We start from the raw sequence: 26,859 nt of genomic DNA, 5'->3' as shown, positions 1-26,859 counted from the left end.
TGGTGACTGGTGACTGGTGACTGGTGACTGGTGACTGGTGACTGGTGACTGGTGACTGGTGACTGGTGACTGGTGACTGGGGACTGGTGACTGGTGACTGGTGACTGGTGACTGGTGACTGGTGACTGGTGACTGGTGACTGGGGAAAAATATTTACCTTCTTCCTCCTGAACTCCTGAACTCCTGAACTCCTGATAAATTAATGGATGCCCAAAAACTATTAGAAACGATTACACACTTGATTGAACAAGCCGAAAAGGGAGAAATAGACCCTTGGGATGTGCAGGTGATAGAAGTGATTGACCGTTACCTAGAACTAATGTCACCACAAACCACCGCTAGAGGTTATGAAACTGATTTGTCTCAATCGGGACAGGCTTTTTTGTCAGCATCCATGCTTGTACTATTTAAAGCTAATACTTTAATGCAATTGTCAACCGTAGATAATATTATAGATAATGTGTCTGATGATGCAATGCTGGATATTGCGGATAGTGAATTATACAATGTTCAACGTTTGCAATTAGAGCGACAGTTGCGTCGTCGTCCAGCAGCAATGCCACCACCAAAGCGTCGTGTGACCCTGCAAGAGCTAATTGAGCAATTGCAGATTATGGCTAACCAGCTAAAACGGGTAGAGAAAACCAGCAAACCTATCCGTCCTAAGCGTCAGCCGAGTATGAAAACGATGCGGGAGGCATTAGAATTAGCTCACCAAGAAAATTTAACAGAAGTAGCTTCAGAACTAGAACAGGTGCTGCATCTTTCTGCAAGGGAGTTAAATGTACAGGAACAATGTTGGAATCTAGAACAACTGGTAAAATTGTGGACTCAGACAAAGCAAGCAGGGAAAAAATCAGCAAATGCAAATGATTCTGACCATGAATCAGAAAATGGCGACATGGTGAGCGTTTTTTGGGCTTTACTGCTGCTGTCTGCACAATCTAAAGTAGAGCTATATCAGGAAGAATTTTATCAGGAGATCACAATCCGTTTACCTAATTCAGCCAACCGTGCAACCCCATAAACGACTATAAACGACCATAAACTAAAATATTCGTGAGCAAAACCCAGAATCCTAGTACATTGATAAATATAACTTAGTGATGATTAAGTATCACGGGATAAAAACAGTAAACTGGCTTGTGGTTGAGGAATAGTTGAGGAATAGTTAAGGAAAAAAAATTATGAAAGCGATGATTCTCGCAGCGGGTAAAGGCACTCGTGTACGTCCTATTACATATACCATTCCCAAACCAATGATTCCCATCTTGCAAAAGCCAGTGATGGAATTTTTGCTAGAGCTATTGCGTCAACATGGTTTTAACGAGATTATGGTGAATGTTAGCCATTTAGCTGAGGAAATTGAAAATTATTTCCGTGATGGTCAGCGGTTTGGTGTGCAGATTGCCTATTCTTTTGAAGGGAAAATTGATGATGATGGTAAACTGGTCGGGGAAGCCATAGGTTCGGCTGGGGGGATGCGCCGTATCCAAGACTTTTCGCCTTTTTTTGATGATACGTTTGTGGTCTTGTGTGGTGATGCTTTAATTGATTTAGATTTAACTGCGGCGGTAAAGTGGCATAAATCTAAAGGTTCAATTGCTACCATTATTACTAAGTCTGTTCCCAAGGAAGAAGTTTCTAGTTATGGTGTGGTTGTCACAGATGATGATAACCGCATTAAGGCTTTCCAAGAAAAACCTTCGATAGAGGAAGCACTCAGCACAAATATCAACACGGGTATTTATATTTTTGAACCAGAGGTGTTTAAATATATTCCTTCTGGGGTTGAGTATGATATTGGTAGTCAATTATTCCCGGAACTTGTAAAAATCAATGCGCCTTTTTATGCCATTCCGATGGATTTTGAATGGGTAGATATTGGTAAAGTACCTGATTATTGGCGAGCTATTCGCGGTGTGCTGTTGGGTGAAATTAAAAATGTGCAGATTCCTGGTTATGAAGTCGCCCCTGGTATTTACACTGGTTTGAATGTAGCTGTGAATTGGGATAAGGTGGATATTACTGGACCTGTTTACATTGGTGGGATGACAAGAATTGAAGACGGGGCGAAAATTGTTGGACCGGCGATGATTGGACCTAATTGCTGGATTTGTAGTGGTGCAACAGTAGATAATAGTGTGATATTTGAATGGTCGCGCTTGAGTCCGGGAGTCCGTTTGGTTGATAAGCTGGTATTTGGTCGTTATTGTGTGGATAAGACCGGTGCGGCTATTGATGTGCAAGCAGCCGCTTTAGACTGGTTAATTACAGATGCACGTCAAACTCCACCTTCGGAAATTCCTTTAGAACACCAAGCGATCGCCGAATTGTTAGGGACAAGCATAATTTAGGTAATGGGTAATGGGTAATGGGTAATGGGTAATGGGTAATGGGTAATGGGTAATGGGTAATGGGTACAAGTTTTTTCAATTACCAATTACCAATTACCAACCACTAGTCCTAACTATTATTCAAGTAAGTATATCTCATGAGACTTTGCTCGTAAGTTTGTAGCAGTCTTTGAGATTCGGCTAGGGTAATGCGGTTTTCTTCTAAGGCTTGTTCACAACGCTGGCGGATGTTTTCTACCATGTCTTCTGAGTCGTATTGTACGTAACTTACGACTTCTCTCATGGTATCACCCTTGACAACGTGTTCTATTTGGTAGCCTTTGGGTGTGAGTTGGATATGAACGGCGTTTGTGTCACCAAAGAGGTTATGTAAGTTACCCATGATTTCTTGGTAAGCGCCGTTGAGGAACATTCCCAGATAATAGGGTTCGTTAGGTTTGAATTTATGCAGTTCTAAAACTGATTTGACATCTCGTAAATCAATAAATCGGTCAATTTTACCATCACTGTCACAGGTGAGGTCTGCTAAAATTCCTCTTTGGGTGGGTTCTTTATCTAGCTTATGTATGGGCATGATGGGGAATAGTTGATCAATTGCCCAACAATCAGGCGCTGATTGAAATACGGAAAGATTGATATAGTAGATGGAAGCCATGATTTTTTCTAGGTCTTCCAGTTCATCGGGTACGTATTCTTGTTGTTTGGTAATTTCCAGAATTTTGTGGCAACAAGCCCAGTATAAACGCTCGGCTTTAGCCCGTTCTTTGAGTCTTAAAATTCCCAAGTTAAAACGGCTGATGGCTTCTTCTTTGAATTGGGCTGCGTCGTGGTAAAATTCTTGATAGTTCTCTTTGTTGATGGATTGATAGGTTTCCCACAAATACCTAATAATTGGTGATTCTCCTTCTTGTGGTTCTTCTGGGGTATCGCGGGGTACATCACTGGTACTAAGAACATCAAAGATGAGAACTGACTGATGAGACGCGATCGCTCTACCACTTTCACTAATCAGTGTAGGTACGGGAATCTGCCGTTCTGAACAAGTATCTTTTAATTCTGCTACAATATCGTTAGCATAGTTTTGCATATTGTAGTTTTTGGAGGCGTAGAAGTTGGTTTGGGAACCGTCGTAATCTACGCCTAAACCACCACCGACATCGAGATATTTCATGTCTGCGCCTAACATCGCTAATTCTACATAAATGCGACTGGCTTCTTGAATGGCATCTTTAATCACATTGATGGCGGAAATTTGCGAACCGATATGGAAGTGTAACAACTGCAAAGAATCGAGTAAATTGGCTTCTTTGAGTTTTTCCACTGCTTCCATAATTTCCGGGATGGTTAAGCCAAACTTAGCGCGATCGCCTGTGGATGTTCCCCAGCGTCCCATGCCTTGGGTGCTTAATTTTGCCCGTACACCTAAAATCGGTTTAATACCTAACTGATGACTAGCTGCAATGGCTATATCTACTTCTTCAATTTGTTCTAAGACGATAATCGGTGTTTGTCCGAGTTTTTGGGCTAACATTGCCGTTTCAATGTATTCTCGGTCTTTGTAGCCGTTGCAAACTAACAATGCTCCTGGTGTATCCAATACAGCGAGAGCAATCATTAATTCCGGCTTAGAACCGGCTTCTAGCCCAAATTGATGCGGTTTACCAAATCTGACCAAATCTTCAATTAAGTGCCTTTCCTGGTTACATTTGACAGGGAAAACACCACGATAAACACCGGGATAATTATAACGAGCGATCGCTTTCGCAAAACAAGCGTTTAACCGTTCTATCCGATCTTCCAAAATATCAGAAAAGCGAATTAACAACGGCAGTCCCAAATTTCGTTGTTTTAAAGCATTGACTAATTCAAATAAATCTAGAGAACCCCCGCGATCGCCCTTGGGAGAAACTGTCACATGACCAGCAGCATTAATGGAAAAATAAGGCTTACCCCAACCTTCAATGCGGTATAAGTCCTCACTATCCTCAATTTTCCAAGTCCGAGATAAATCCCCTGACATGGTGCTAGGTGGTAACAGTTTCTTGTGCTTTTGGTTTTTCACTTCTGATTTATCTGATTTATCTGATTTATGACCATTGGTAGGCACTTTCACCATCTCATCAGTAGTTGACTCAACACCCATTTCTTCCTGACCTCTGTATATCACCCACGAACTAACAATTTAACGCATTCGTCTAATAACAGATATGCACCTAGAAAGATTTTTTCTTGGTTAACAATCAGTTAAGGAAGGAGGCAGGAGGCAGAAGGGTAGGTATTTTACATTGTCGTGAGGGCAAGACTTGGGGGACAAGGAAGGACAGTGGACAAGGGAGGAAAACCGTACAAAATCATCTTTTCTTGGTAACAAAAAGACTATTGTGCTGATAAAATCTTCCTTGTCTACTTTCCCTCCTTGTCTTCCTAGTCCTGCCTTAACAGATAATATTAAAAACCTACCCCTGTGAGCTGCCTCCTGCCCCCTGTCTTATTTCTTCCTGTAAATACTAGACAAAAGACGGACATACAATTGACAATTAACCCAGATAACTTTTTTATGCTTTTGGAGACAGCTTTGGAACGCACTTTTTTAGCAATCAAGCCTGATGGAGTTCAACGCGGGTTGGTGGGTGAAATTATCCGTCGTTTTGAAACTAAAGGCTTTACCCTGGTAGGCTTAAAGTTGATTAATGTCAGTAAAGAGTTGGCTGAACAACATTATGATGTTCACCGGGAAAGACCTTTTTTTGCTGGGTTAGTAGAATTTATTACTTCTGGACCCGTGGTGGCAATGGTTTGGCAAGGTGAAGGTGTGGTTGCTTCTGCAAGAAAAATTATTGGTGCTACCAATCCTTTAACTTCTGAACCTGGTACTATTCGCGGTGATTTTGGGATTAATATTGGTCGGAACTTGATCCACGGTTCTGATGCGATTGAAACTGCACAACGGGAAATTAAACTGTGGTTTAAGGATGAGGAGTTGGTTAGCTGGACTCCTCATTTAGCTCCCTGGTTGAAAGAATAGTTTGGTAATTGGTAATTGGTAATTGGTAATGGGTAATTGGTAAAAACTCTTACCCAGTCCCCAGTCACCAGTCCCCAGTCCCCAGTCCCCACCCAGTCCCCAGTCACCAGTCCCCAGTCCCCAGTCACCAATCACCAATCACCAGTCCCCAGTCCCTATTTAACTTCTGTTTTTTCTGGTTCTTGGGTTTTGATTTCTACTTCTGTGCGTTTGGAAAAACCCCAGGTTAAGACTATGGCGATCGCACTTACCATGATCCATTGCGGTGGTACTAAAGCTTCGTTAATGACTTTGATTAATAGACGTAAACCCACAAACGCTACAGTGATATAACCTGCGTCTGCTAAATTTTCATATTCATCTAACCAGCGAATAAATAACCCGGCCATAAATCGCAGGGTGACGATACCGATGGTTGTACCGGTGAGGACTAACCAGGTTTCTTGGGAAACGGCGATCGCTGTTGTCACACTATCTAAGGAAAAGGCTAAATCTGTAAAGGCAATTACTGGTATAACTTGCCATAAAGAACTGTATTTTGGTCCGTGATGATGATGATCTTCGTCTTCCTGGGATGTGAAGTGTTGGAATACCAACCACAACAGGTAAGCAGCACCCAATAATTCAAATTGCCAGAATTTTTGTACCCAAGTAGCTGTTAGCAGTAGGGTAATTCTTAAAACATAAGCGAATACTAAACCAATGTTTAATGCTTGACGTTCTAGTTTTTGATCTTCTAGTCCTTGGGCGATCGCAGCGAGGGCGATCGCGTTATCTGCTGATAGTACCGCTTCTAAAAAAACTAGGATCAGTAATACTATCAGTGCTTCAACACTAATATGAAAGTGTAAGTAATCAAATATTTGGTCTAGCATTCCAATTTCTCAAACAACGGAAAATTTTAAATTAACAGCAATATATATTTTTACGATAGCTACTGTAATAAATTGCTACTTTTTCTAGTATACCATGATTCTGACAGAATTAGGTGACTGGTGACTGGTGACTGGTGATTGGTGACTGGTGACTGGTGATAGGTGATAGGTGACTGGTGACAGTTGACAGTTGACAGTTGACAGTAATTTTAAAACCACGAATTATTCCATCCTGTAAATCCCAGAAACTAGGAAAATAATGCAAAAATCATCCGCGTTTATCTGCGTTCATCTGCGTTTAATTTTTAGTATTTCATCCTGTACATCCTTTAATCCTGGTTATCCTGATTCAGACAAAGTTAGGTGACAGGTGACAGGTGACAGTAATTTTCTGATTCAGAAATTTTCCATCTCTTTAATAATATTCATCGTCTCTACACTGACGGTACACACTCTCATCAACAATTCTATTACCTGTTCTTTATAGTCTGCAAACCGATAAGTATTAAACTTTTCCGCAATGGTGGGATCTTTGGGTTTCTTTTCTTTATATTGATCTAATATCCATTCTAATGCACTCCGATTTCCTAACATATATTCCCAAGCTATTTCAGGAACTCCTGTTAATGTGGTAATATCATCTAAGATAATTACACCTTTATTTTTATCTGCTTTCAATTTAACTTTGATGGTTTTTTGTCGGTCCCTGAGCGAAGTCGAAGGGGTGAGCGAAGTCGAAGGGGGAAGCGAAGTCGAAGGGGTGAGCGAAGTCGAAGGGGGAAGCGAAGTCGAAGGGGTGAGCGAACTTGTACTGAGCCTGTCCTGAGCCTGTCCTGAGCGGTGTCGAAGGGCGGTGTCGAAGGGCGAAGTCGAAGTAGTCGAAGAGTTGTCTTTCTCTCGGTCCCTGAGCGAAGTCGAAGGGGTGAGCGAAGTCGAAGGGGTGTCTTTTAAGGGAATATCCACACGGGATAATTGATAAGGGGTAACAGTTTCATAATTGATATGAAGTTTCATGAGTTGTTTTCCCCAGTTTACCCATTTTTGGAAGTTTTCGTAATAGGGTAAGCGGGGAAATTCGCGTTTTAAATTGAGTTCGTATTTTTTGCGGTATTCAGGGTTATGTAATACTGCATAAGTATAATGGAAGATGTCTATTTTGGTGATTGTTTCATCTTGATAATGGGTTTGAATTTGTTTTAGTCCCCAGTCTGTTATGTTATCAATGCGGTTTCCTTCTTTGTCGTAACGATATAATGGGAGACATTGAGAGTCACCTGTAAAATGTAAATCAACTATTAAATTGCTACCTAAACAATGAAAAGGTTTTGTATTTCCTAAAGCTGAAAAAGCTATATATAGATTTTCTGAATCATCTTGATTTAAAATATCAAACCATTGGTAAGTCATTCCGTTAAAATGCTCATCAAAATAAAAATATTCCTGATGATAAGGACGGTATGAGCTTTTAATGATTTGTGTAAATTCAAAAGTTTTATTAATTCTTCTATCCAAATATTTATTTAATTCTCTATCCCACTTGATTGTATTTTTTTCTGGATACTCTAAATCTTCTGATATTTCTTCATATAATGTCTGCTGATAAACTTCAATTAAAAATCTAACTTTTTCCTCTAGTACATTTTTAGATAAATCATAAACCCATTCATCTCTTTGGGTTTTCAAACCTGAAGAAAACAACTTAAAAACAGCTTCTTCTGCTTTACCTGCTTTCACATCTTTATCAACCAAAGGTAAAAGACTATCAAAATCATTATCAGCTTGATTTATCCAATTACCATTATCATCTGGTGTAATATGAGTAAAACCTAAATCCCTAAATTTCTGAGAACTAAAATATTTTTTCTTCTCATCTGCATCTGTATAATCTGCAATTGCATTATAATAAACCTTAAAACCTTCCGCTTTTTCATTCCTCACTAAAAAATAAACAGCTACACCTACTCTAATTTCATTACTAAAAACATTACCTCCTTCTTTTCTTCTTCTTTCTCCGCTTGTTCTTGCATTTCCTTTAGTATCAATAATATAAATTTCACTAAATTCTTTAGCTACAACTTTTCTAAACCCATCATAAGTCAAAGAGTCTATAAAAGAACTATTAGAAACAAACGCAATAATCCCATTTTTCCCTAGTCTATCAGAAGCCCATCTAATAAATCTAGTGTACATATCATAAAGAACAATATTATTTTGCGCTTTACTATATTTTACATAACTTTCCTTAATCAACTTATCAATATTCTGATAACTACGATTTGCATTATTATCATTAAAATTTTCCTGCTTTGCATTATAAGGAGGATTCCCAATAATCACCGAAATAGTCCGATCATTCTGTCTTTTAATCCTCTCCGTATTCTCCAAAGTCATCGCAAACAAATCCATTTGCTTACCTGCAAACAACGTATTATCCAAAGTATCCACAAAACAAATATTTTCAAACTCATCATAAACCCCCATCTTCTGTTTATAAGTATATTCAATATTCAAATTCGCTATATAATAAGGTAAAATTGCTACCTCATTACAATGAATCTCATGTTGATATTTATGCTGTAAACTATGGGGAGGTAAATAATCAATTAACTCAGTAATAAACGTCCCCGTACCAGTCGCAGGATCTAAAATTTCTACATCTTTATCCCCTAACAACTTACCAAAATGTTTATGTACTAAAAAATCCACACTTTCAATCATAAACCTAACTATTTCATTAGGAGTATACACAATACCCAATCTATCCGCAGCTTTGGGATTATATGCTTTATAAAAATTCTCGTATAATGCTTTGAGAAACTTCTGTTTTTCTTGATGATTAACAATATTAGCAGCAGTTCTTTTAATCACCGCATAATATCTTTCAATACTTCCCAAAGTATTCCGCTTTAAACTTCCGGTAAAAAACGTCGAAATTACCCCTTGTAACTCCCTTGCAACATTATTTTCTTGATGAAACTGCGACTCACTGAAAATATTAATAAAAATATCCTCAGTCAAAATATGTTGAATCATCATTTCCCGAATATCTAACAAACTAATTTCCGGGTTAATGGACTTTTTACAAAGTTCCCAAAACTTATTTCTTGCGGTTTCAAAAGATTGATTATTCCCCTCTTGACAATCAATCAACTTTCTGAGAGAATCTAATATAATGGGAATATCCTGTTTAAATACCTCTATCGCTTCTCGAAAGTCCCGCACTTCAGGACGGATAAAATTTATAAAGTTATTAATAATACCATCTAGCGCGTCTGCATCTTGCATAGATACGCGCATTGTTTCTGTACCACCTTGAATTAAAACGGCAGTTTGGGAATCTTCAAATAAAATATTACTATCAGGATAACCTTTATTTAATTTCTTCTCAATTTCCTGATCTAAATTATCATATTCGTCTTTAGCTTCCCAGTAACCCCAATCTAACCGCAAAGCATCTTTAACTGTACCATCGGGATAAACGACTTTACCATTAGGTAATTTAAAATCTAACTCAGGGATAAGTAAAAAATCACGAGGTTTGCAATATTCATTTAACAGATTTTGAAAAGCGAAACGAATAGAAGTTTCCTTTCTTGAACCACCAAACTGGATGATTTTTTGGACTTCTGTTTGATATTGGGTGACTAATAATCTGGACATAAATTACTAAAAGCTGACTAATTAACCTGTTTTTCTATCTGCGTTAATCGGCGTTCATTTGCGTTTAATTATAATAATTATATGTGATTTTTGATGCAAAGACAAGAGAAAATAAGTAAAGAATTATTGCAAAAACAATATATTAGTTAATCTAAAGTGTTAAGATATAATAAATTATGGTAAAATCCTTGATCATCAAAATATAAAACTAATCATCTAAAAATATGAGCCTTTCCATTGAGTCTGTTATCAGTGAAATCGAGCAATTAAGTCTAATAGAAAAAATGGGGATATTAGAGTATTTGGTAAAGGAGATTAAGCAATCAGTAGAAGCAGTTGCAGTAACTCCAAAGCCCAAGTATAAAGTAACTGATTTTCATGGTATTGCTCCCAATTTACTTGCAGGAAAAGATGCCCAAGAATTGGTAAATCAGATGCGTGATGAGTGGGAAGAACGGGAAGAATGGAGATAGCAAAAATGAAAATTGAACCCATTTTAAAACTTTCTGATCAACAAGTTTTAGAGTTGACGGAATTACAAATGAAACCGGAAGAAGATAGACGTTTGAGTGAGTTGCTAGACAGACAACAAGCTGGTATTCTCACAGAATCAGAACATCCTGAATTACAAGCACTAATGCAAATTTATCAGGAAGGTTTATTGAGAAAAGCTACTGCATTAAGTGAAGCTGTAAAACGTGGATTAATAAAAGAATTAGATGGGTATCTTATTTATCATTAATAAAATCAATAAATTGCGATACCGCATCATATTGATCAGGAATAGCTAAAAACCGCAATAATAACTCCTGATCCAAATCTGGAAAAAACCGACTGCGGTTAACTTCCTCATATTCCAAAACAGCATTTAAACTAAAAATTTGAATTTTATGATTTCTCCAAAACCAAACTTCAGGAACTCCCTTAGGTTTATATAATTCAGTTCTATTAATTGAACCACTACTAACGATAATTTCAATCACAATATCAGGAACTTCTTTATTAGTACCAATACAATAAGATTCATCTGGTGTTCCCGAAGCATAACCCGCTGCTTCTAAAGTAAAACCACCCCTACCATAAAACCGAATCCCCTTATATCTCATGTATGCTTCTAATAAATAGGAAAGGGTTTTTTTCACATATTCATGTTTATCACCAATAGGAGACATTATTTCCAGCACCCCTGCTAAATATGCCAATTTTACAGCATGATTTTCTTCTAACTGGACTTCAATAGTTTTAAACTGTTGCCAAGAAACACCAGGTACAGTTATCAGTTTTTCTGTTTCCTGTTCTAAAAGTGGAACTGTCATAGAACAAACCGCTATTATTTTTAATCAATTATAAGCTGTTGTGCATTTAATTTGTATAAGTGGAACAGGCCTCTTGCCTGTTAAACAATAGTTCAGAATATTAGGATTATACAATTTAGCTGTGTAACAGCTTACTCTCTAGTAATAAAGCAGATTGCAGATCAATAGACATCTCCAGAAAAGAAATTATGGAACCTATTTATGGGGGCAGGGCGAAGCTTATGGGATATCTAGATGTCTGATTTTTCCGTTAAATTATCGCCCATAAGCTTCGCCCCTACAGTTTCCGCAGTAGGTGATCACCCGAATGCTAAACCCCTACGATTAAAATATGTTCTGGAAAAATGACAATCTCCAGAAAAGAAATGATGGAACTTATTTATGGGGGCAGGGCGAAGCATTTGGGATATCTAGATGTCTGATTTTTCCGTTAAATTATCGCCCAAATGCTTCGCCCCTACAGTTTCCGCAGTAGGTGATCACCCGAATGCTTCGCCCCTACGATTAAAATATGTTCTGGGAAAATTACAGCAACTTATCCAGCAAACTATTTGCTAAATCCAGTAAATCAAGATCACAAATATGAAGATAACGCGCTAGAATATCGCTAATAGCTAATATTTTTTGATCTTCCCTAGAAATCTGCAAACATTCTTCTAAATCTACAGCTAAATCAAACAGTGGCCTATCTCGTAAACGATACCTAATTTTTACTGCTATATCATCATTACTTACTAAAAATTCTTTAATAGTATCTAATAAAGAATGATTCAATATTTCATCATCATCCCATGTTTCTAACCAATCTCCATCGGCATCTTCAACATAAAGATGTACATAATTTACTCCATATTCTAACCAGTCTTGTTGCATTCTGCGGGCTGCTGCTAAAATTTCAGCAAATTCATCTACTTGAGTAATGCTGTTCATTTCTTTTTGGTTAAGCATAAATGCTGATAAATGCTGTCGTAAACAGGTAACGATTTAGGCAAGGACTCAGGTGTTCAATATCAACAATTGGATATCAGGAAAAGTTGACATACTTTCCTTGGGACAGATGATCACTGTTGTACAGCGCCACATTTACTAACTGGTTGATAAAATCATTTTCGCCAGGATTGTAACTTAAAAACAATCCTCGCTCTATTTCCCACATTTGCAGGGCATTTTGCCACTTTTCATATTTTTGACCATGAAATTCTTTACTAACACTGGTGATTTGAATACAAAGTGGTTTGTGTTGATGATTACTAACGATTAAATCTGTCGCCATAGAAAGGTCAGCAATATAACGCTGCCAAACATTCCCTTCACGACGCACAATATCTTGGGCTATTGATTTAATCATATCATCATCCAACTGATTAAACTCCCCTGCCATCATTTTTTTCTTCCAAATATAAAATTTGGCATCTGTTGAGTTGATCCACTTAGGAAATAAATAACCATACCAATACCTTTCATTGGCTGTCATTTGCTCAAATTTTGCTTGTCTGGCTGCTTCGGAAGGTAATGATTTAATTAGTAGCCAAATTGTAGAGTCTGTAATTACCTCTAGGAGAAACGCAAGCACATAAGGTTTAGCAGTCAGGGAACCAGGGCGAGTATATTTAACCCAACGATTGATCTCATTTAATCTTTTGGCTAACTGAGGATCTATTGTTGCGGCTCTCTCGCTTAATAACTTTAGTTTATCCTTTATTTCTTTTGCTTGCAAACTACGCCCTACTTTTGAGTCACTAAACTAAATAAACATTTTGTTTTCAATTTATACCTGGGAACAGATGTATATGATTCATGTTTTGGTGTATTTGGTGTTAAAATTTGGTTTTTGGTAAAGTTTTGGTAAAGTTTTGGTAAAGTTTTAGTAAAATTTTGGTAAAATTTACTTAATTAAAGAAAGATTGTATTGACATTTTTGGACAAAGGTTGTATTTGCCAAAATTTGAGGATTTCACAACTCTGGTTTTACCCAGTTAGCTGGTGCAAAATACTTACTGCCACAGTAGTTAGTATACTATCTTTTGGTTTCAGTCTCTACCACTCTGGTTGTTTATTTTCTGCAACTGGGGATACACTTTTTTATTTGCTGATACTTTTCTATCTTATCCTGTTTCCCGGTACAAGATGTACTGTTTTTCTTTCCCTCAATCATACTTAATATTTTCTTTAGGTTTTATCTCCTCAGTGGCTTATTTTTGCTTATTTATGACTTTTGTCAACTGGGTTACTGGGATATCTACTTCTAGTTCTGTCTAAAATGTACAAATTATATGATAACGAACCACAAAGGACGCAAAAGACACAAAGAAGGAATAAAATGGGATATCACACAATTTGATAATTTTGTGATAGACAGTTGGATTCATCTAGCTTAATGAAAATCTAAACAATATTTGCCAAAACTTTGCTAACAATAGTTTTCAGTCACAATAATGTTTACATAATTCATCATGTCTCAACCGACGATAGAATCCATCCTACAGGAAAAGCGTCTGTTTCATCCAGCTAGTGATTTTTCCCAAAAAGCTCAAATCAAAAGTTTGGAAGATTATCAGCGTCTTTATGATACCGCAAAAGCTGACCCTGAGAAATTTTGGGCAGATTTAGCGGAAAATGAGTTACATTGGTTTGAAAAATGGGATACTGTGCTAGATTGGCAACCTCCTTTTGCGAAGTGGTTTGTCAATGGCAAGATTAATATTTCTTACAACTGTCTTGATAGACATCTAACGACTTGGCGTAAAAACAAAGCGGCTTTGATTTGGGAAGGTGAACCGGGAGATTCTCGCACGCTAACTTATGCTCAGTTACATCGTGAAGTTTGTCAATTTGCTAATGTTCTCAAACAGTTGGGTGTGAACAAGGGCGATCGCGTGGGAATTTATATGCCCATGATACCGGAAGCGGCTATTGCTATGTTAGCCTGTGCGAGAATAGGCGCACCTCATAGCGTTGTTTTTGGTGGTTTTAGTGCGGAAGCTTTGCGCGATCGCTTAAATGATGCTCAAGCAAAAGTAGTAGTTACTGCTGATGGTGGTTGGCGTAAGGATGCAATTGTACCGCTTAAAGAACAGGTAGATAAAGCTTTAGCAGATAACGCCGCACCCAGTGTTACAGATGTCTTAGTGGTTAAACGCACCGGTCAAAAAACCCATATTGAACCAGGAAGGGATCACTGGTGGCATGATTTACAACAAGGTGTATCCGCTGACTGTCCGGCTGAACCAATGGACAGCGAAGATATGCTATTTGTTCTTTATACCTCTGGTAGTACGGGTAAACCCAAGGGGGTAGTACACACTACAGGCGGTTATAACCTATACAGCCATATTACCACAAAATGGATTTTTGATTTACAGGACACAGATGTATATTGGTGTACTGCTGATGTCGGTTGGATTACGGGACATAGCTATATTGTTTATGGTCCTCTTTCCAACGGTGCAACTACTGTAATGTATGAAGGTGCGCCCCGTGCATCTAATCTTGGTTGTTTCTGGGATGTGATTGAAAAATACGGAGTAACAATTTTTTATACTGCTCCTACCGCTATCCGCGCCTTTATCAAAATGGGTGAACACCATCCTAAATCCCGCAATCTTTCATCCTTGCGGTTGTTGGGTACTGTCGGTGAACCTATCAACCCCGAAGCTTGGATGTGGTATCATAAAGTGATTGGTGGTGAACGTTGCCCCATCGTTGATACTTGGTGGCAAACGGAAACTGGTGGTGTTATGATTACACCTTTACCCGGTGCAATTCCCACTAAACCCGGTTCTGCTACCCGTCCTTTCCCTGGTATTATTGCGGATATTGTGGATTTAGAAGGTAACACAGTTCCCGACAATGAAGGTGGTTATTTAGCTGTACGTCATCCTTGGCCGGGAATGATGCGGACTGTGTACGGTGATCCTGAGCGTTTCCGTCGCACTTATTGGGAACATATTCCGCCCAAAGATGGTAAATATACTTACTTTGCCGGTGATGGTGCAAGAAAGGATGAAGATGGCTATTTCTGGGTCATGGGTCGTGTGGATGACGTGCTAAATGTGTCTGGACACCGCTTAGGGACTATGGAAGTAGAATCTGCGTTAGTTTCCCATCCGGCGGTTGCTGAGGCTGCGGTGGTTGGTAAACCTGATGAGTTGAAGGGTGAAGAAGTTGTAGCTTTTGTGACCTTAGAGGGAACTTATCAACCCAGTGAGGAGTTGAGTAAGGAACTGAAAAAGCACGTTGTCAGTGAAATTGGTGCGATCGCTCGTCCTGGGGAAATTAAGTTTACTGATGCACTGCCAAAAACGCGATCGGGTAAAATTATGCGTCGGTTGTTGCGGAATTTGGCTGCGGGTCAGGAGGTATCGGGAGATACTTCCACTCTTGAGGATCGCAGTGTTTTGGATAAGTTGCGGGAAGGTACTTAGTTTGAATTAAGCTCACGCAGAGACGCAGAGGCGCAGAGAGGTGAATTAATATGGGGTGGGCAATTTTGCTTACCCTATATTTTGGGAAGCAAATTATAACTGAATTAAGATAGGGATATACAGAACACAATGAGGGATGCACTCGGACAAAGAGGTGAGAGGATATTTGAAGTTTTAATCACTAAATTTCACTCTGATGATGGTCCCATTTTTAAGCCTCAGTTTTTAGGAGATAAATGGCAGTATGTTGATTTTATTGTTGAGTTAGTAGGTGCTGGTTGTTATATTCCTTATTTTTTTGTCCAAGTCAAAACTACCAGACAAGGTTATACTAAGAAAGATAAACGTTTAAAGGTGCAAGTAAAAAAGGAATCTGTACTTGGTATAGCATCTTATCCAGCACCAACTTATATAGTGGGAATTGATGAAGTTCAAGAAGTCGGTTATTTAGTTTCTGCTAATGGTGAAAATTTAACATCTCTCTCAAGTTTATCTACTAATTTTCCTATTAATAAACAGAATAGAGAAATCCTTTGGAATGAGGTCAATAATTTTTGGCAACCGTACACACAGAATATACAGAAAATTTTAAGTTCCCAATTTACTGATCAACAATGGAGATAAAACAATGCAAACAGAACAACCTTGGTATATTGGTTTCCGTTCAGAAGCTTTAGCTGTTGTTTACTTGACTCGTCGTGATGATTTGATTGTTTCTCAACAACAAAAAGACACAGGATTAGATTTATTAGTAACCATCACCCAAGATGGTAAGTCTAGCGGTAGAATGTTTGGGGTAGAAGTGAAAGCAACAGCTTCTAGTTCTAATTTGATTCAGCATGATAGTATTTTTAAGCTAAAAAATAAAAGATATAACAATTTGAATGTCTTGAGAGATTTACCATTTCCCGTTTGCTTGTTTTTCTTTACATTAGATAATGATGAAGGTTACTATAGATGGATTTTAGAACCTATTCTCAAAGATGGAAATAATGTGGCATTGAAATTTAATGAAAATGAGGAATTTAAAAACCTGAATGATGAGAAAATAGATGATATTATTGCGATTGTTAATAGCTGGTATGACCATAAAAGTAATTTAATAAAATTGTAAAAATCATGAAAGAAGTAATAACACCGACAAGTAAAAGTTATAAGGAATATTTAATTTCATCTCTCCAAGATGTTGAAGAAGCTGCTGCATATTTAGAAACTTTTTTACAATTGGATGAAGAAGTCCGTGAACCTGAAGTTTTACGTTCTGCATTAAAGAATATTATTGATGCACGGTTAGCAGCAAATAATCTTTCGGAAACTGCTAAACAGAAATATCAACAACTTGATCAGATTTTATCTGCAAGTTTCGGAGATGAGATTTATAGTTTAGTTGAGTTTTTAGATGTTTTGGGATATCGAATTAAGTTAGAGGTTAAAGATAGTTAGTTTTAGGGTGATGGATAGTTTAGCTGAGTTTCATGCAAACAAGCAAGGTTTTTTTTGTGTATTTTTGTATATGTATAGTGAAGTTACGTTAAAAATTATAGAATAGCAACAAAAACTTTGATAATGTTGATTTTTGTGCAAAACTAGAAGGGATTACCCGATAATTGGGAAATTGGGAAAGGATAAAAATTAATGATCATAAATCAGGAACACAGTATATGCAAGTAAGACAAGAAATTTTTGATACCTATTGGCGATTTGCGGCTATGCGTCAGGAAGTATTTTTTAACAAACTTAAAAATGTACCTCCTCCTTGGACGAGTGATCCTATTCTTAATACTTATAAATTTTGTAATGCTTATCGAGTAAGTGATCGAGTTTCTCAATATCTGATCAAAAATGTCATTTATGATGAGAATAGAAGCAAAAATGAAGAAGAGGTATTATTTAGAATACTACTATTTAAAATCTTTAATAAAATAGAAACTTGGGAATATTTAGAAAGCAAAATAGGAAATTATATTACACTGTCTAATTTTGATTTAGATGTATATTCCCAAATACTACAAGAGGCTATGGATTTGGGATATGTGATTTATACCAGTGCTTATATGTCTTGTGCTAGTAAAGAGTTTGGTTATGATAAAAAACACCAGAATCATTTAGCATTAATTGACAAAATGATTTTTAAAGATAGGGTAATTAATCCCATAGTCAAAGCTAAAAGTTTAGAAGAAATTTTTCATATTATTGCAGGATATCCATTGTTAGGTAAGTTTATGGCTTACCAATTAGCAACAGATATTAATTATAGTGAAGTTATTAACTTTGATGAAAACAGTTTTACTATAGCAGGACCGGGCGCAGAACGAGGTATTAATAAATGTTTTATTGATACTCAAGGAAAAAGTTATGCTGATGTAATTTATTGGATGACCGAAAATCAAGAAAATGAATTTCAACGTTTGGGGTTAAATTTTCAATCGCTTTGGGGTCGTCCACTCAAAGCTATAGACTGTCAAAATCTTTTCTGTGAAACTGACAAGTATTGTAGAGAAGCATTTCCTGGTTTAAAGAGTAATCGTAAAAAGATCAAGGCTAAGTTTACTCCTACTCCTCAACCAATTGATTATTTCTATCCTCCTAAATGGGGTATTAATGTTCAGGTTCAAGAAACTTTAGCCCAGAGATTACCACCGTTAGAAATTCTTGATATACAAGATAATTGTCAGCAGTTATCTTTAGAATTAGATACTTTGGTAAACACTACATCTGAGATATCAGATACTTTATCAAAATTGCAGAAAAAATATCAACAGAATAAAAAATCTGCGTCTGTACAAAATCAAGAACCAAAGACATCTGTTCAGATGTGTTTATTTTAAAAAATCATTTTTAACATTTATAGGTGTTTATGAATAAAATCAAGAATGATGAAATGGAAAAATATGCCGAAATTGTAGGAAATTACCGCTACTTACTAGGTCGTAAATGGGATGAAAATTTGCAGAAAGTGACTTTCGTGATGCTGAACCCAAGTACCGCAGATCAGAAAAATGATGATCCAACACTTCGTAAATGTATTCACTTTGCTAAATATTGGGGTTATGGTTCTCTTGAAGTAGTTAACTTATTTGCTTATCGTGCTACAAACCCTCGTGAACTTTGTCAAGTAGATGAACCCATAGGAAAACAAAATGATGATTATATAAAATTAGCTATAAAAAACACATCTTTAATTATTTTAGCATGGGGAACAAAAGGCAGTTTTAATAACAGAGATCAAGAAGTTATCAATCTTATTTATGATCACAACTCTCTGTACTGTTTAGGATTAACAAAGTATGGATATCCACGCCACCCTCTATATGTAAAAAAGGATACACAAGCAATTATTTTTACTCAAAATTAATTAAATTTTATCAGCAATAAATTTTAATTTTATAATGAAAGGAATAACATTATGAATTTTTCCGAATATCAAAAACAAGCACTAAACACAGATCAAATTCCTGCTGTTGAAGGTACTGAATTAATCATACCGCTATTAGGTTTAGTAGGGGAAGTTGGTTCATTGATGACAGAATATAAAAAACATTTACGCGATGGTGATGCACACAAATTATTTAAAGAAGGAATTGCAGAAGAATTGGGAGATATGCTTTGGTATATTTCCAATATAGCCAGTAAATTTGACCTAAATTTAGAAGAAATAGCAGAGAATAATTTAAGAAAGTGCAATGACCGTTGGGGATGGAGAGATTCAACAGAAATAGATAATAAAAATACAATTTACATCTTTGATAATGAATTTCCAGAACATGAAAGTTTACCACGACAATTTGTAGTAGAACTTACAGAAGTCAGCCAAGATAATTCAGTCAAAATGAAGGCATTTATTAATAAAGAACAGATAGGAAATGATCTCACTGATAATTCTTATCAAAGTGATGGGTATCGCTTCCATGATGTTTTTCATTTTGCTTATGCTGCTATTTTAGGTTGGTCTGTAGTTACTCGTAGCATTCTAAAACGTAAGCGCAAAAGTAATCCTCTTATTGACGAAGTTGAAGACGGAGGTCGTGCAGTAGCTATTGAGGAAGGTATATCAGCACTTGTATTTAGTTATGCTAAAGATCACGGTTTTTTAGAAGGTGTTTCAACTTTAGATTATCAACTATTGAAGACTATTAAAAATATGACATCTCATTTAGAAGTTTCTCGTTGTTCATTGGGAGATTGGGAGAAGGCGATTTTCATGGGTTATGATGTTTGGAGACAAGTAGAGAAAAATCATGGGGGAAAGGTAGTTGTTGATCTTGATGCACGTTCGATTACTTATCAAATAGGAGTAAGCTAATATCAAAAATAAAGTAATACTCACAATCTAAATATCATGACTCTTGCAAAGGAAACACAATACTACTCACCCGCAGAATATCTAGAATTTGATGTAAATTCAGAACTACGTCATGAATATATTGATGGCTTAATTATACCCATGATCGGTGGAACACCAGATCACAACCAAATTACTGGCAATTTTTACGCTGTGCTAAATTTTGCTCTTAAACGTCAACCCTATCAAGTCTTTGTTACAGATCAAAGACTTTGGATTCCTCAAAAAAGGATTCACACTTATCCTGATGTTATGGTTGTGCAAACTCCCTTGGTTTTTGCAGAAGGAAGAAATGATACTATTACTAACCCAATAATGATAGCTGAGGTATTATCAAAATCTACCAAAGGTTATGATCGAGATGAGAAATTTGCAGCTTATCGCACTATTCCTAGTTTTCAAGAATATATTTTAATTGATCAATATACAATGCACGTTGAACAGTATATTAAAACAGATCGGAGAAAATGGACATTTTTAGAATATGAAGATAGTAATGATATTTTGAATTTAGCTTCTATTGCTTGTGAAATTTCTTTGGCTGATATTTATGACAAGGTAGATTTTACCAGTGAAGCATCATAATTAATGGTGCGTTACTTCGTGTAAATTGATTGGTGTATTTTATGATCTTTTTGCACTCCTAACGCACCCTACAAACTACTAATTTTCATTAGCTTCTATCAAAATAGTATAATAGAGTTGATCACCAATTCTAAAAGCTGTGTGAGAAATTAACTTATCCATCAAAGATTTAACATTATTAATTAATCCTCTTTTTTTAGCAATCAACAATATACCTAATACTCCAGTCAAAGACAATCCTAATTTTATCGCTTCCTGTCTTCCTAATCTTTCATCTATTAACAACTTATTAGCATTTAATTCTATTGCTAATACAATTGCTTCAGATTCTCCCCTATCTAAATTTCGCTGTAAATCTTTTACTAATTGATAATTAATAACAGGTTGATTCTTGATAAAATTAGCATTTTTTATAGCATTATTAACTTTTTCTCCTGCTCTAATATCTGTTAATTCATCATATACTGCTTGAGGAATAATAACTTCACTATAAATTTCTTGCAGTAAAAATAGGTGATCAATTTTAGCTAAATTGCTAATTGGTGATGTGTTACTAACAATAATCATAACCAACCTGTTTCTTGAAGAGTTTTCATATCTTCTTGAAATTCTGCAACATCATAATGAAGGGAAATATTACGTTGAGCGAGTAATTCCTGAAATTCTACATAATTCATTTCAGCTATTTTACTAGCTTTACCTAAACTAACTTTTTCTTTTTCAAATAACATCACTGCAATTTCTATTAATAATTCTTTTGATGTCATTCCTGTAGAATGGAGAATTTCATCAGAAATAGTTAAACTCATAAATTTATCTCCTCATGAAAATTGTGTTGAATTAATTATTTATCTTTACTTGATCAAGTCTTATAATATAATATCACAATTTTGGTACATTCTCAAATCTTAATTAAACCTTGCATTTGTCAGAATCAGGATGTCCAGGATTTAAGGATTTGCAGGATGTGATTGAATGATTGTTTGTGAGGATGTTGGGTATTTTATTTGTCTGAATCAGGATGTCCAGGATTTGAGGATTTTCAGGATGTGATTGAATGATTGTTTGTGAGGATGTTGGGTATTTTCAGGATGTTTTTTGATAATTTTATTTAAATGATTATAAACCATCTAAAAATTACCATCCTGTACATCCTTTAATCCTGGTTATCCTGATTCTGACAAAATTTAGATCCCCGACTTCTTTGATCTAATCATCCTGTATCAAAATCAATTATCCTAGAAGTCGGGGATCTTTGTGATACAAAATTTTACTATATATGCGCGGACAGATTTCCACTGATAACATAAATATAATGTAAATTTCGCGTCTTGTCAAGTCTTAAATTTTTGTCAGAATCAGGATGTCCAGGATGATAGGATTAACAGGATGTTGCTGAATGATTGTTTGTGAGGATGTTGGGATTTTGAGGATGTTGTTTGATGATTGCCTTTAAATGTTATAAACAATCTAAAAATTACCATCCTGTTAATCCTTTAATCCTAGTTATCCTGATTCTGACAAATACAACTTTTATCACTAACAAACCATCTAAAAATTACCATAAAATATAAATACAATCTTGGTTATGCCTATGACTTCCTTCACAGTATTGACATTACCAGACCACACCCAGTTACCAGACTCAGATGGTACTTTCGTGAAAAATCTGCAAGAACATCCCCAAAGTATATTAATTACAGACTCAATTAAACCCGTTTTAGATAAACTGCATCCAGATGGCCAATATTGTATCGGTCAAGATTCTGGGATATATTGGCGTTTAACAGATCCACCAGAAAAAGGTGCAGAAGCACCAGATTGGTTTTATGTACCCAATGTACCACCAACTTTAAACGGTAAAATGCGCCGTTCTTATGTGTTATGGAAAGAATTTATTGCACCTTTAATAGTGATTGAATTTGTCTCCGGTGATGGTACAGAAGAACGAGATAAAACACCACCATCTCAAGGAAACGATGGGAAAGTTGGTAAATTTTGGGTTTATGAACAAGCTATCCGTGTTCCTTATTATGCTATTTATGAAGTAACAAAGGCACAAGTTGAAGTTTATCATTTGTTGGATACCAATTATCAGTTAATGACACCCAATGAACGAGGACATTATCCCATTAAACCTTTAGGGGTAGAGTTAGGAATTTGGCAAGGTTTATATCAAAATGCTGATTTACCTTGGTTGCGTTGGTGGGATGAAGAAGGTAATTTATTGTTAACAGGTGAAGAACGCGCAGATGTTGAAAAACAAAGAGCAGATGTTGAAAAACAAAAACGAGAACAACTTGTTGAAAAATTACGTTCCCTTTCTCCTGAACAACTCCAGGCTTTAGGAATTGATCTGGAAATGTTAGAATAAACACTAATTTTTTACTGATTTTTTCAAAAATTCCTAAAAAATGTCAAAATTAGGATATCCTGATTCTGACCATCATTATTAAACAGGACTTACGCAAGTGTCACAAGGAAAGTCTAAATTTAAGTCTGTAGTAGGCACTTTAGTGCCAAAAATAAGCGATAAATCGCTTACTACGAACAGAGAAATATGCCAGTTGCGTAAGTCCTATTAAAATGTCCCTTTATTAAAAAGACCCTTTAAATGCTGCATAACTCAAGGTAATAATAATTGGTAAAATAATAGGAATAATAATGATTAATCCCATTTTACTAATCCTAATTTCTTGACCATCAGATTTAAACAGTGCAATTACAGCAGCAGTGGCCATAAAAATCCAAATAAATCCAAAGACTATAAAAATGGTAAATGTTGAGTTATTCATACATTATATATTTTATTTGTGGTGTACTAATATTTTAATTTGTATGAATCAGGATGTCCAGGATTTAAAGATTTACAGGATGTGGCTTATCTGCGTGCATCTGCGTTCAATTATTCTGGTATTACTTTTAAATTACCTTTTTTTTAAACGAACCACAGAGACACAGAGGACGCAGAGAAAAAATATCATTTATCTTTTTATTCATGCAATTAATTATTTTTAGAAGTCGGGGATCTTTGACCACAAACTAAAATCCTGTAAATCCTTTAATCCTGTACTTCGACTTCGCTCAGTAACCAGACATCCTGATTCAGATAATACCTTTGACAGATGAACAGGTATAAACTCAGCATCTAAAATATCAAAGCCCGATTGATACCAAAAGTATGAATTCCAACCTTCATATTTGGACGCTGACACCTACAGATGTCTACAAGACACTAACAACAACTCCTCAAGGTATCAGCGAGGCAGAAGCAAATTTAAGATTAAAACAATTTGGTTATAATGAACTTCCTGAACCACAAACACGCCCTTTAATACTCCGTTTCACTGACCAATTAACCCATTTTATGGCGTTGCTGTTGTGGGTAGCGGGAATATTAGCTTTTATTTCCCAAACACCGGAATTAGGTTGGGCAATTTGGGCAGTAATTTGGATTAATGCTATTTTTAGTTTTTGGCAGGAATATCAAGCGGAAAAAGCTTTATCAGCACTGAAAAAAATCTTACCTTCCCAAGCTAAAGTTTATCGTGATGGAAAATTATCTGTAATTGCTGCCCGTGAATTAGTTAGCGGCGATGTCATGCAGTTAGAAGAAGGTGATAAAATCTCCGCTGATGCCAGACTGATTGAAAGTCAATCTTTATATGTAGATGCTTCCGTACTTACAGGGGAATCTTTGCCTGTTCCCCGCATTAGCGAACCTGTCACCGCCGCAAATATCCATGCTTCGGAAGCGAGTAATTTAGTATTTGCAGGTTCTACGGTTGCTGCTGGTCGGGGACTGGCGGTAGTATATGCAACAGGGACACATACAGAATTTGGTCAAGTCGCCCATCTTACGGCAAATGTGAAGCGGGAAGCCAGCACTTTAGAGGTGCAGATTTCTAGGGTGGTTCACATCATTACTATCATTGCTTTGAGTATGGGGGTGGTGATATTTTTATTAACTAAGTTGCTGGTGGGAATGCAACTCAAAGAAAGTTTCATTTTTGCCATTGGTATTATTGTGGCGTTTGTTCCCGAAGGTTTACTACCTACTGTGAGTTTAGCTTTAGCCATTGGTGTCAGACGCATGGCTACTAAGAATGCTTTGGTGCGGCGTTTGTCTGCGGTGGAAACTCTGAGTGCAACGACTGTTATTTGCACTGATAAAACTGGGACTTTGACTAAAAATGAAATGACTGTCCGCCAATTGTGGATTCCTAATACTAATATTAATGTGACTGGGGTGGGTTATGAACCCAAGGGAGAAGTAGAAATTACCTCTAGTGAAAATCAGTCTCAGGTGCGGTTAATGTTGGCTGGTGCGGCGCTTTGTTCTAATGCGCGGTTAAATCATCCCCCCAATTCCAATCAATGGCAAGCTGTGGGTGATCCTACGGAGGCGGCGTTATTGGTGGCGGCAATTAAGGCGGGTTTGCAGTTGGAGGAGTTGCAACAGCGATCGCCCAGGGTTCGGGAGATTCCTTTTGATTCTCACCGCCGCATGATGACGGTTTTATTATCAGGTAATTTAGGGTTAGATAATGTTGAAAATTGCGAGTATGTGATTTTTACCAAGGGTGCGCCTTTGGATGTGTTGCAGCATTCGCGGTATTTATGGCATTCGGGGGAAAAGCTGGAATTAACGGAAACTCAGCGCGAGGAAGTTGTGGCGGCTAATGATCAATTGGCTAGTCAAGGTTATCGTGTTTTAGGAGTGGCGACAAGGCAAGGTGGGGGGGAATTAAATCAGCTAGATAATAATTTGTTAGAACAGGATTTGACTTTTTTGGGGTTGGTGGCGATGATTGATCCACCACGTCCAGAAGTTGCGGATGCGATCGCCCTTTGTCATCGTGCCGGCATTCAAGTTACTATGATTACAGGTGATTATGGTTTAACAGCAGCAGCGATCGCCCAACGTATTGGTTTAGCTAACGGTCAACCCAGAATTATCACCGGTGAACAATTAGGACATCTTTCTGATACGCAATTACGGCAAATCATCCACAAGCACAAAACCGGGTTAGTATTTGCCAGAGTCATACCAGAACAGAAACTCAGGTTAGTTGAAGCCTATAAAACCCTTGGTCATGTCGTCGCTGTCACTGGTGATGGTGTCAACGATGCCCCGGCTTTACGCGCTGCGAATATCGGCATAGCAATGGGAATTAGTGGTACAGATGTTGCCCGTGAAGCTGCGGACATTGTGCTGATAGATGATAACTTTGCCACTATCGTCTCTGCCATTGAACAGGGTCGGGCGGTGTATCAAAATATCCGCAAGTTCATGACTTACATTCTCGCTTCCAACATGGCGGAGTTTTTACCTTTCCTAGCAATGGTGTTTCTGAAAATACCGCCAGCACTAGTAATTTTGCAGATATTAGCCATTGACTTAGGTACAGATATGTTACCCGCACTAGCATTAGGGGCAGAAAAACCGGAAACTGGTTCAATGGAGTTACCACCCCGGAAAAAATCCCAAGCACTGTTAGATTTACCTTTATTACTGCGTGCTTACTGCTTTTTAGGTCTGCTGGAAGGTTTAGCAGGTATGGCAGGATTTTTCTTTGTTTGGTGGACAAATGGTTATAATCTTCCCCAATTACAGGCACTTAGCCCTAGTATTTTATCTCACTCCGCAAATGCAGCAACAATGGCGATTTATCACCAAGCTACGACAATGACTTTAGCTGTAATTGTCGCTTGTCAAGATGGTAACGTTTTTGCCTGTCGTTCGGAACGGTTTTCTATTTTGCGTTTGGGCTTTTTTACTAACCGTTTAATTTGGGCAGGAATTGCGGTGGAATGGATATTGATTCTATCAATTATTTATTCTCCTACTTTGCAAAATGTCTTCTCGACTGCACCTTTAAAACCATCTTATTTGTTGATGTTATTGTTTTGTCCACCGTTAATTTTAATAGCTGATGAATTGCGAAAAATAATTATTAACAGAGTCAACCATCAAGCTGAAATCTCATAGTTATCAATTGATAATTGATAATTGTTTTATTCAAGGTTTCAAGTAAACATTCAGCCGTCATTCTCCGTCAGCAAGAAAGAAGAAAACCATCAGTGATCAATTGATAATTGATAATTGACAATGGAAAGTTACATCTTGCTCAAGGGTAGAGGATAGAAAGCAAGGAAAGGTTTTTAGTAAGTAGGGTTTGCTGAATAAACCTAAAACCTTGATATATCAAAGGTTAGAGGCTGATAAACACAGAAATTAGTGCAAGGGTTTTGAAGGGTATACCGGAAAAAGT

26 protein-coding genes are annotated in these 26,859 nt (G+C 36.9%); 15 read left to right on the top strand and 11 right to left on the bottom strand.

Annotation, left to right across the window (positions count from 1 at the left end; genetic code table 11):
• Nucleotides 1–202 precede the first annotated feature (202 nt).
• Together H6F47_RS18945 and H6F47_RS18940 are read left to right on the top strand one after the other, a co-directional pair.
• Nucleotides 203–1,027, top strand: a complete 825-nt coding sequence (locus H6F47_RS18945; RefSeq protein WP_190348359.1) for a ScpA family protein — start codon at nt 203–205, stop codon at nt 1,025–1,027.
• A 160-nt stretch (nt 1,028–1,187) separates the two neighbouring features.
• Nucleotides 1,188–2,357 carry an NDP-sugar synthase gene (locus tag H6F47_RS18940; RefSeq protein ID WP_096565635.1) on the top strand — a complete coding sequence of 390 codons (1,170 nt, stop codon included), beginning with the start codon at nt 1,188–1,190 and terminating at the stop codon, nt 2,355–2,357.
• A 109-nt stretch (nt 2,358–2,466) separates the two neighbouring features.
• Here H6F47_RS18940 and speA read toward each other — a convergent pair whose 3' ends face one another.
• Nucleotides 2,467–4,500, bottom strand: coding sequence for a biosynthetic arginine decarboxylase (gene speA, locus H6F47_RS18935; protein WP_137668113.1), 2,034 nt, complete (start codon nt 4,498–4,500; stop codon nt 2,467–2,469).
• A 432-nt stretch (nt 4,501–4,932) separates the two neighbouring features.
• Between speA and ndk the strand changes: the two genes are divergently transcribed.
• Nucleotides 4,933–5,382, top strand: a complete 450-nt coding sequence (ndk, locus tag H6F47_RS18930; protein WP_096572562.1) for a nucleoside-diphosphate kinase — start codon at nt 4,933–4,935, stop codon at nt 5,380–5,382.
• Here ndk and H6F47_RS18925 read toward each other — a convergent pair.
• The 4 genes from H6F47_RS18925 to H6F47_RS18910 form a co-directional block, all read right to left on the bottom strand.
• On the bottom strand, nt 5,359–5,520 hold the full coding sequence (locus H6F47_RS18925; RefSeq protein ID WP_190650482.1) for a hypothetical protein: 162 nt from the start codon (nt 5,518–5,520) through the stop codon (nt 5,359–5,361). The two genes, ndk and H6F47_RS18925, sit on opposite strands and share 24 nt — an antisense overlap.
• 17 nt (nt 5,521–5,537) lie before the next feature.
• Nucleotides 5,538–6,257, bottom strand: coding sequence for a DUF475 domain-containing protein (locus H6F47_RS18920; RefSeq protein WP_137667479.1), 720 nt, complete (start codon nt 6,255–6,257; stop codon nt 5,538–5,540).
• 109 nt (nt 6,258–6,366) lie between these two features.
• A complete protein-coding gene (locus tag H6F47_RS18915) occupies nt 6,367–6,522 on the bottom strand; it encodes a hypothetical protein (RefSeq protein WP_190650480.1) in 156 nt (51 codons plus the stop codon).
• Nucleotides 6,523–6,653: 131 nt separating this feature from the next.
• Nucleotides 6,654–9,917 (bottom strand): type ISP restriction/modification enzyme, encoded by a 3,264-nt coding sequence (locus H6F47_RS18910; protein ID WP_190650478.1) that lies wholly within the window; start codon nt 9,915–9,917, stop codon nt 6,654–6,656.
• Nucleotides 9,918–10,141: 224 nt separating this feature from the next.
• Between H6F47_RS18910 and H6F47_RS18905 the strand changes: the two genes are divergently transcribed.
• Nucleotides 10,142–10,390: a hypothetical protein gene (locus H6F47_RS18905; RefSeq protein WP_190650476.1), complete on the top strand. Its 249-nt coding sequence runs from the start codon at nt 10,142–10,144 to the stop codon at nt 10,388–10,390.
• A gap of 5 nt (nt 10,391–10,395) precedes the next feature.
• A complete protein-coding gene (locus tag H6F47_RS18900) occupies nt 10,396–10,659 on the top strand; it encodes a hypothetical protein (protein WP_236104059.1) in 264 nt (87 codons plus the stop codon).
• Here the strand turns inward: H6F47_RS18900 and H6F47_RS18895 are convergent.
• The 3 genes from H6F47_RS18895 to H6F47_RS18885 all read right to left on the bottom strand — a co-directional run bounded on the left by H6F47_RS18895 (nt 10,646) and on the right by H6F47_RS18885 (nt 12,950).
• Entirely contained in the window at nt 10,646–11,233 is a 588-nt protein-coding gene (locus H6F47_RS18895) for a Uma2 family endonuclease (RefSeq protein WP_190348364.1), read from the bottom strand. The two genes, H6F47_RS18900 and H6F47_RS18895, sit on opposite strands and share 14 nt — an antisense overlap.
• A 525-nt stretch (nt 11,234–11,758) precedes the next feature.
• Nucleotides 11,759–12,181, bottom strand: coding sequence for a hypothetical protein (locus H6F47_RS18890; protein ID WP_190650474.1), 423 nt, complete (start codon nt 12,179–12,181; stop codon nt 11,759–11,761).
• Nucleotides 12,182–12,257: 76 nt separating this feature from the next.
• The gene (locus tag H6F47_RS18885; RefSeq protein ID WP_096565653.1) at nt 12,258–12,950 is read right to left on the bottom strand and encodes a hypothetical protein; all 693 of its coding nucleotides are present in this window, start codon (nt 12,948–12,950) and stop codon (nt 12,258–12,260) included.
• Between the two features lie 736 nt (nt 12,951–13,686).
• Here H6F47_RS18885 and acs point away from each other — a divergent pair.
• The 8 genes from acs (at nt 13,687) to H6F47_RS18845 (ending at nt 20,584) form a co-directional block, all read left to right on the top strand.
• Complete coding sequence (gene acs, locus H6F47_RS18880; RefSeq protein ID WP_190650473.1) at nt 13,687–15,657, top strand: acetate--CoA ligase; 1,971 nt, start codon at nt 13,687–13,689, stop codon at nt 15,655–15,657.
• 129 nt (nt 15,658–15,786) lie between these two features.
• Nucleotides 15,787–16,281 (top strand): DUF4365 domain-containing protein, encoded by a 495-nt coding sequence (locus tag H6F47_RS18875; protein ID WP_096565657.1) that lies wholly within the window; start codon nt 15,787–15,789, stop codon nt 16,279–16,281.
• A 4-nt stretch (nt 16,282–16,285) separates the two neighbouring features.
• Nucleotides 16,286–16,771 (top strand): DUF4365 domain-containing protein, encoded by a 486-nt coding sequence (locus H6F47_RS18870; protein WP_190650472.1) that lies wholly within the window; start codon nt 16,286–16,288, stop codon nt 16,769–16,771.
• A 5-nt stretch (nt 16,772–16,776) separates the two neighbouring features.
• Complete coding sequence (locus H6F47_RS18865) at nt 16,777–17,100, top strand: transcriptional regulator (RefSeq protein ID WP_137667473.1); 324 nt, start codon at nt 16,777–16,779, stop codon at nt 17,098–17,100.
• Nucleotides 17,101–17,318: 218 nt separating this feature from the next.
• A complete protein-coding gene (locus H6F47_RS18860) occupies nt 17,319–18,485 on the top strand; it encodes a nucleotide kinase domain-containing protein (protein WP_190650471.1) in 1,167 nt (388 codons plus the stop codon).
• Between the two features lie 29 nt (nt 18,486–18,514).
• The gene (locus H6F47_RS18855) at nt 18,515–19,012 is read left to right on the top strand and encodes a DUF1643 domain-containing protein (RefSeq protein ID WP_236104058.1); all 498 of its coding nucleotides are present in this window, start codon (nt 18,515–18,517) and stop codon (nt 19,010–19,012) included.
• A gap of 51 nt (nt 19,013–19,063) precedes the next feature.
• Nucleotides 19,064–19,960, top strand: a complete 897-nt coding sequence (locus H6F47_RS18850; RefSeq protein WP_190650470.1) for a nucleoside triphosphate pyrophosphohydrolase family protein — start codon at nt 19,064–19,066, stop codon at nt 19,958–19,960.
• 36 nt (nt 19,961–19,996) lie between these two features.
• On the top strand, nt 19,997–20,584 hold the full coding sequence (locus H6F47_RS18845) for a Uma2 family endonuclease (RefSeq protein ID WP_190650469.1): 588 nt from the start codon (nt 19,997–19,999) through the stop codon (nt 20,582–20,584).
• A gap of 78 nt (nt 20,585–20,662) precedes the next feature.
• On the opposite strand, the gene H6F47_RS18840 is transcribed toward H6F47_RS18845, so the two are convergent.
• Both H6F47_RS18840 and H6F47_RS18835 read right to left on the bottom strand, forming a co-directional pair.
• Nucleotides 20,663–21,151 (bottom strand): DUF3368 domain-containing protein, encoded by a 489-nt coding sequence (locus H6F47_RS18840; protein WP_190650468.1) that lies wholly within the window; start codon nt 21,149–21,151, stop codon nt 20,663–20,665.
• Nucleotides 21,148–21,393, bottom strand: a complete 246-nt coding sequence (locus H6F47_RS18835) for a UPF0175 family protein (RefSeq protein ID WP_096565667.1) — start codon at nt 21,391–21,393, stop codon at nt 21,148–21,150. Before H6F47_RS18835 ends, H6F47_RS18840 begins: the two co-directional genes overlap by 4 nt.
• A gap of 785 nt (nt 21,394–22,178) precedes the next feature.
• Between H6F47_RS18835 and H6F47_RS18830 the strand changes: the two genes are divergently transcribed.
• Nucleotides 22,179–22,958 (top strand): Uma2 family endonuclease, encoded by a 780-nt coding sequence (locus tag H6F47_RS18830; RefSeq protein WP_190650466.1) that lies wholly within the window; start codon nt 22,179–22,181, stop codon nt 22,956–22,958.
• Nucleotides 22,959–23,181: 223 nt separating this feature from the next.
• Here H6F47_RS18830 and H6F47_RS18825 read toward each other — a convergent pair whose 3' ends face one another.
• The gene (locus tag H6F47_RS18825; RefSeq protein ID WP_096565669.1) at nt 23,182–23,379 is read right to left on the bottom strand and encodes a hypothetical protein; all 198 of its coding nucleotides are present in this window, start codon (nt 23,377–23,379) and stop codon (nt 23,182–23,184) included.
• Between the two features lie 386 nt (nt 23,380–23,765).
• Between H6F47_RS18825 and H6F47_RS18820 the strand changes: the two genes are divergently transcribed.
• A complete protein-coding gene (locus H6F47_RS18820; RefSeq protein ID WP_190650465.1) occupies nt 23,766–26,576 on the top strand; it encodes a cation-transporting P-type ATPase in 2,811 nt (936 codons plus the stop codon).
• The last annotated feature ends 283 nt before the right edge of the window (nt 26,577–26,859 follow it).

This window comes from Sphaerospermopsis sp. FACHB-1094 (assembly GCF_014696195.1).
GTDB classification, from domain to species: domain Bacteria; phylum Cyanobacteriota; class Cyanobacteriia; order Cyanobacteriales; family Nostocaceae; genus Sphaerospermopsis; species Sphaerospermopsis kisseleviana.
This window is presented reverse-complemented; position numbering and strand designations above follow the sequence as displayed.

Coding starts and splice junctions, on each gene's coding strand:
- acs (WP_190650473.1), top strand. CDS start 13,687: ATGTCTCAACCGACGATAGAATCCATCCTACAGGAAAAGCGTCTGTTT.
- H6F47_RS18875 (WP_096565657.1), top strand. CDS start 15,787: ATGAGGGATGCACTCGGACAAAGAGGTGAGAGGATATTTGAAGTTTTA.
- H6F47_RS18945 (WP_190348359.1), top strand. CDS start 203: ATGGATGCCCAAAAACTATTAGAAACGATTACACACTTGATTGAACAA.
- H6F47_RS18860 (WP_190650471.1), top strand. CDS start 17,319: ATGCAAGTAAGACAAGAAATTTTTGATACCTATTGGCGATTTGCGGCT.
- speA (WP_137668113.1), bottom strand. CDS start 4,500: ATGGGTGTTGAGTCAACTACTGATGAGATGGTGAAAGTGCCTACCAAT.
- H6F47_RS18910 (WP_190650478.1), bottom strand. CDS start 9,917: ATGTCCAGATTATTAGTCACCCAATATCAAACAGAAGTCCAAAAAATC.
- H6F47_RS18900 (WP_236104059.1), top strand. CDS start 10,396: ATGAAAATTGAACCCATTTTAAAACTTTCTGATCAACAAGTTTTAGAG.
- H6F47_RS18855 (WP_236104058.1), top strand. CDS start 18,515: ATGAATAAAATCAAGAATGATGAAATGGAAAAATATGCCGAAATTGTA.
- H6F47_RS18845 (WP_190650469.1), top strand. CDS start 19,997: ATGACTCTTGCAAAGGAAACACAATACTACTCACCCGCAGAATATCTA.
- H6F47_RS18890 (WP_190650474.1), bottom strand. CDS start 12,181: ATGCTTAACCAAAAAGAAATGAACAGCATTACTCAAGTAGATGAATTT.
- H6F47_RS18835 (WP_096565667.1), bottom strand. CDS start 21,393: ATGAGTTTAACTATTTCTGATGAAATTCTCCATTCTACAGGAATGACA.
- H6F47_RS18850 (WP_190650470.1), top strand. CDS start 19,064: ATGAATTTTTCCGAATATCAAAAACAAGCACTAAACACAGATCAAATT.
- H6F47_RS18865 (WP_137667473.1), top strand. CDS start 16,777: ATGAAAGAAGTAATAACACCGACAAGTAAAAGTTATAAGGAATATTTA.
- H6F47_RS18920 (WP_137667479.1), bottom strand. CDS start 6,257: ATGCTAGACCAAATATTTGATTACTTACACTTTCATATTAGTGTTGAA.
- H6F47_RS18895 (WP_190348364.1), bottom strand. CDS start 11,233: ATGACAGTTCCACTTTTAGAACAGGAAACAGAAAAACTGATAACTGTA.
- H6F47_RS18820 (WP_190650465.1), top strand. CDS start 23,766: ATGAATTCCAACCTTCATATTTGGACGCTGACACCTACAGATGTCTAC.
- H6F47_RS18840 (WP_190650468.1), bottom strand. CDS start 21,151: ATGATTATTGTTAGTAACACATCACCAATTAGCAATTTAGCTAAAATT.
- H6F47_RS18830 (WP_190650466.1), top strand. CDS start 22,179: ATGACTTCCTTCACAGTATTGACATTACCAGACCACACCCAGTTACCA.
- H6F47_RS18870 (WP_190650472.1), top strand. CDS start 16,286: ATGCAAACAGAACAACCTTGGTATATTGGTTTCCGTTCAGAAGCTTTA.
- H6F47_RS18940 (WP_096565635.1), top strand. CDS start 1,188: ATGAAAGCGATGATTCTCGCAGCGGGTAAAGGCACTCGTGTACGTCCT.
- H6F47_RS18825 (WP_096565669.1), bottom strand. CDS start 23,379: ATGAATAACTCAACATTTACCATTTTTATAGTCTTTGGATTTATTTGG.
- H6F47_RS18905 (WP_190650476.1), top strand. CDS start 10,142: ATGAGCCTTTCCATTGAGTCTGTTATCAGTGAAATCGAGCAATTAAGT.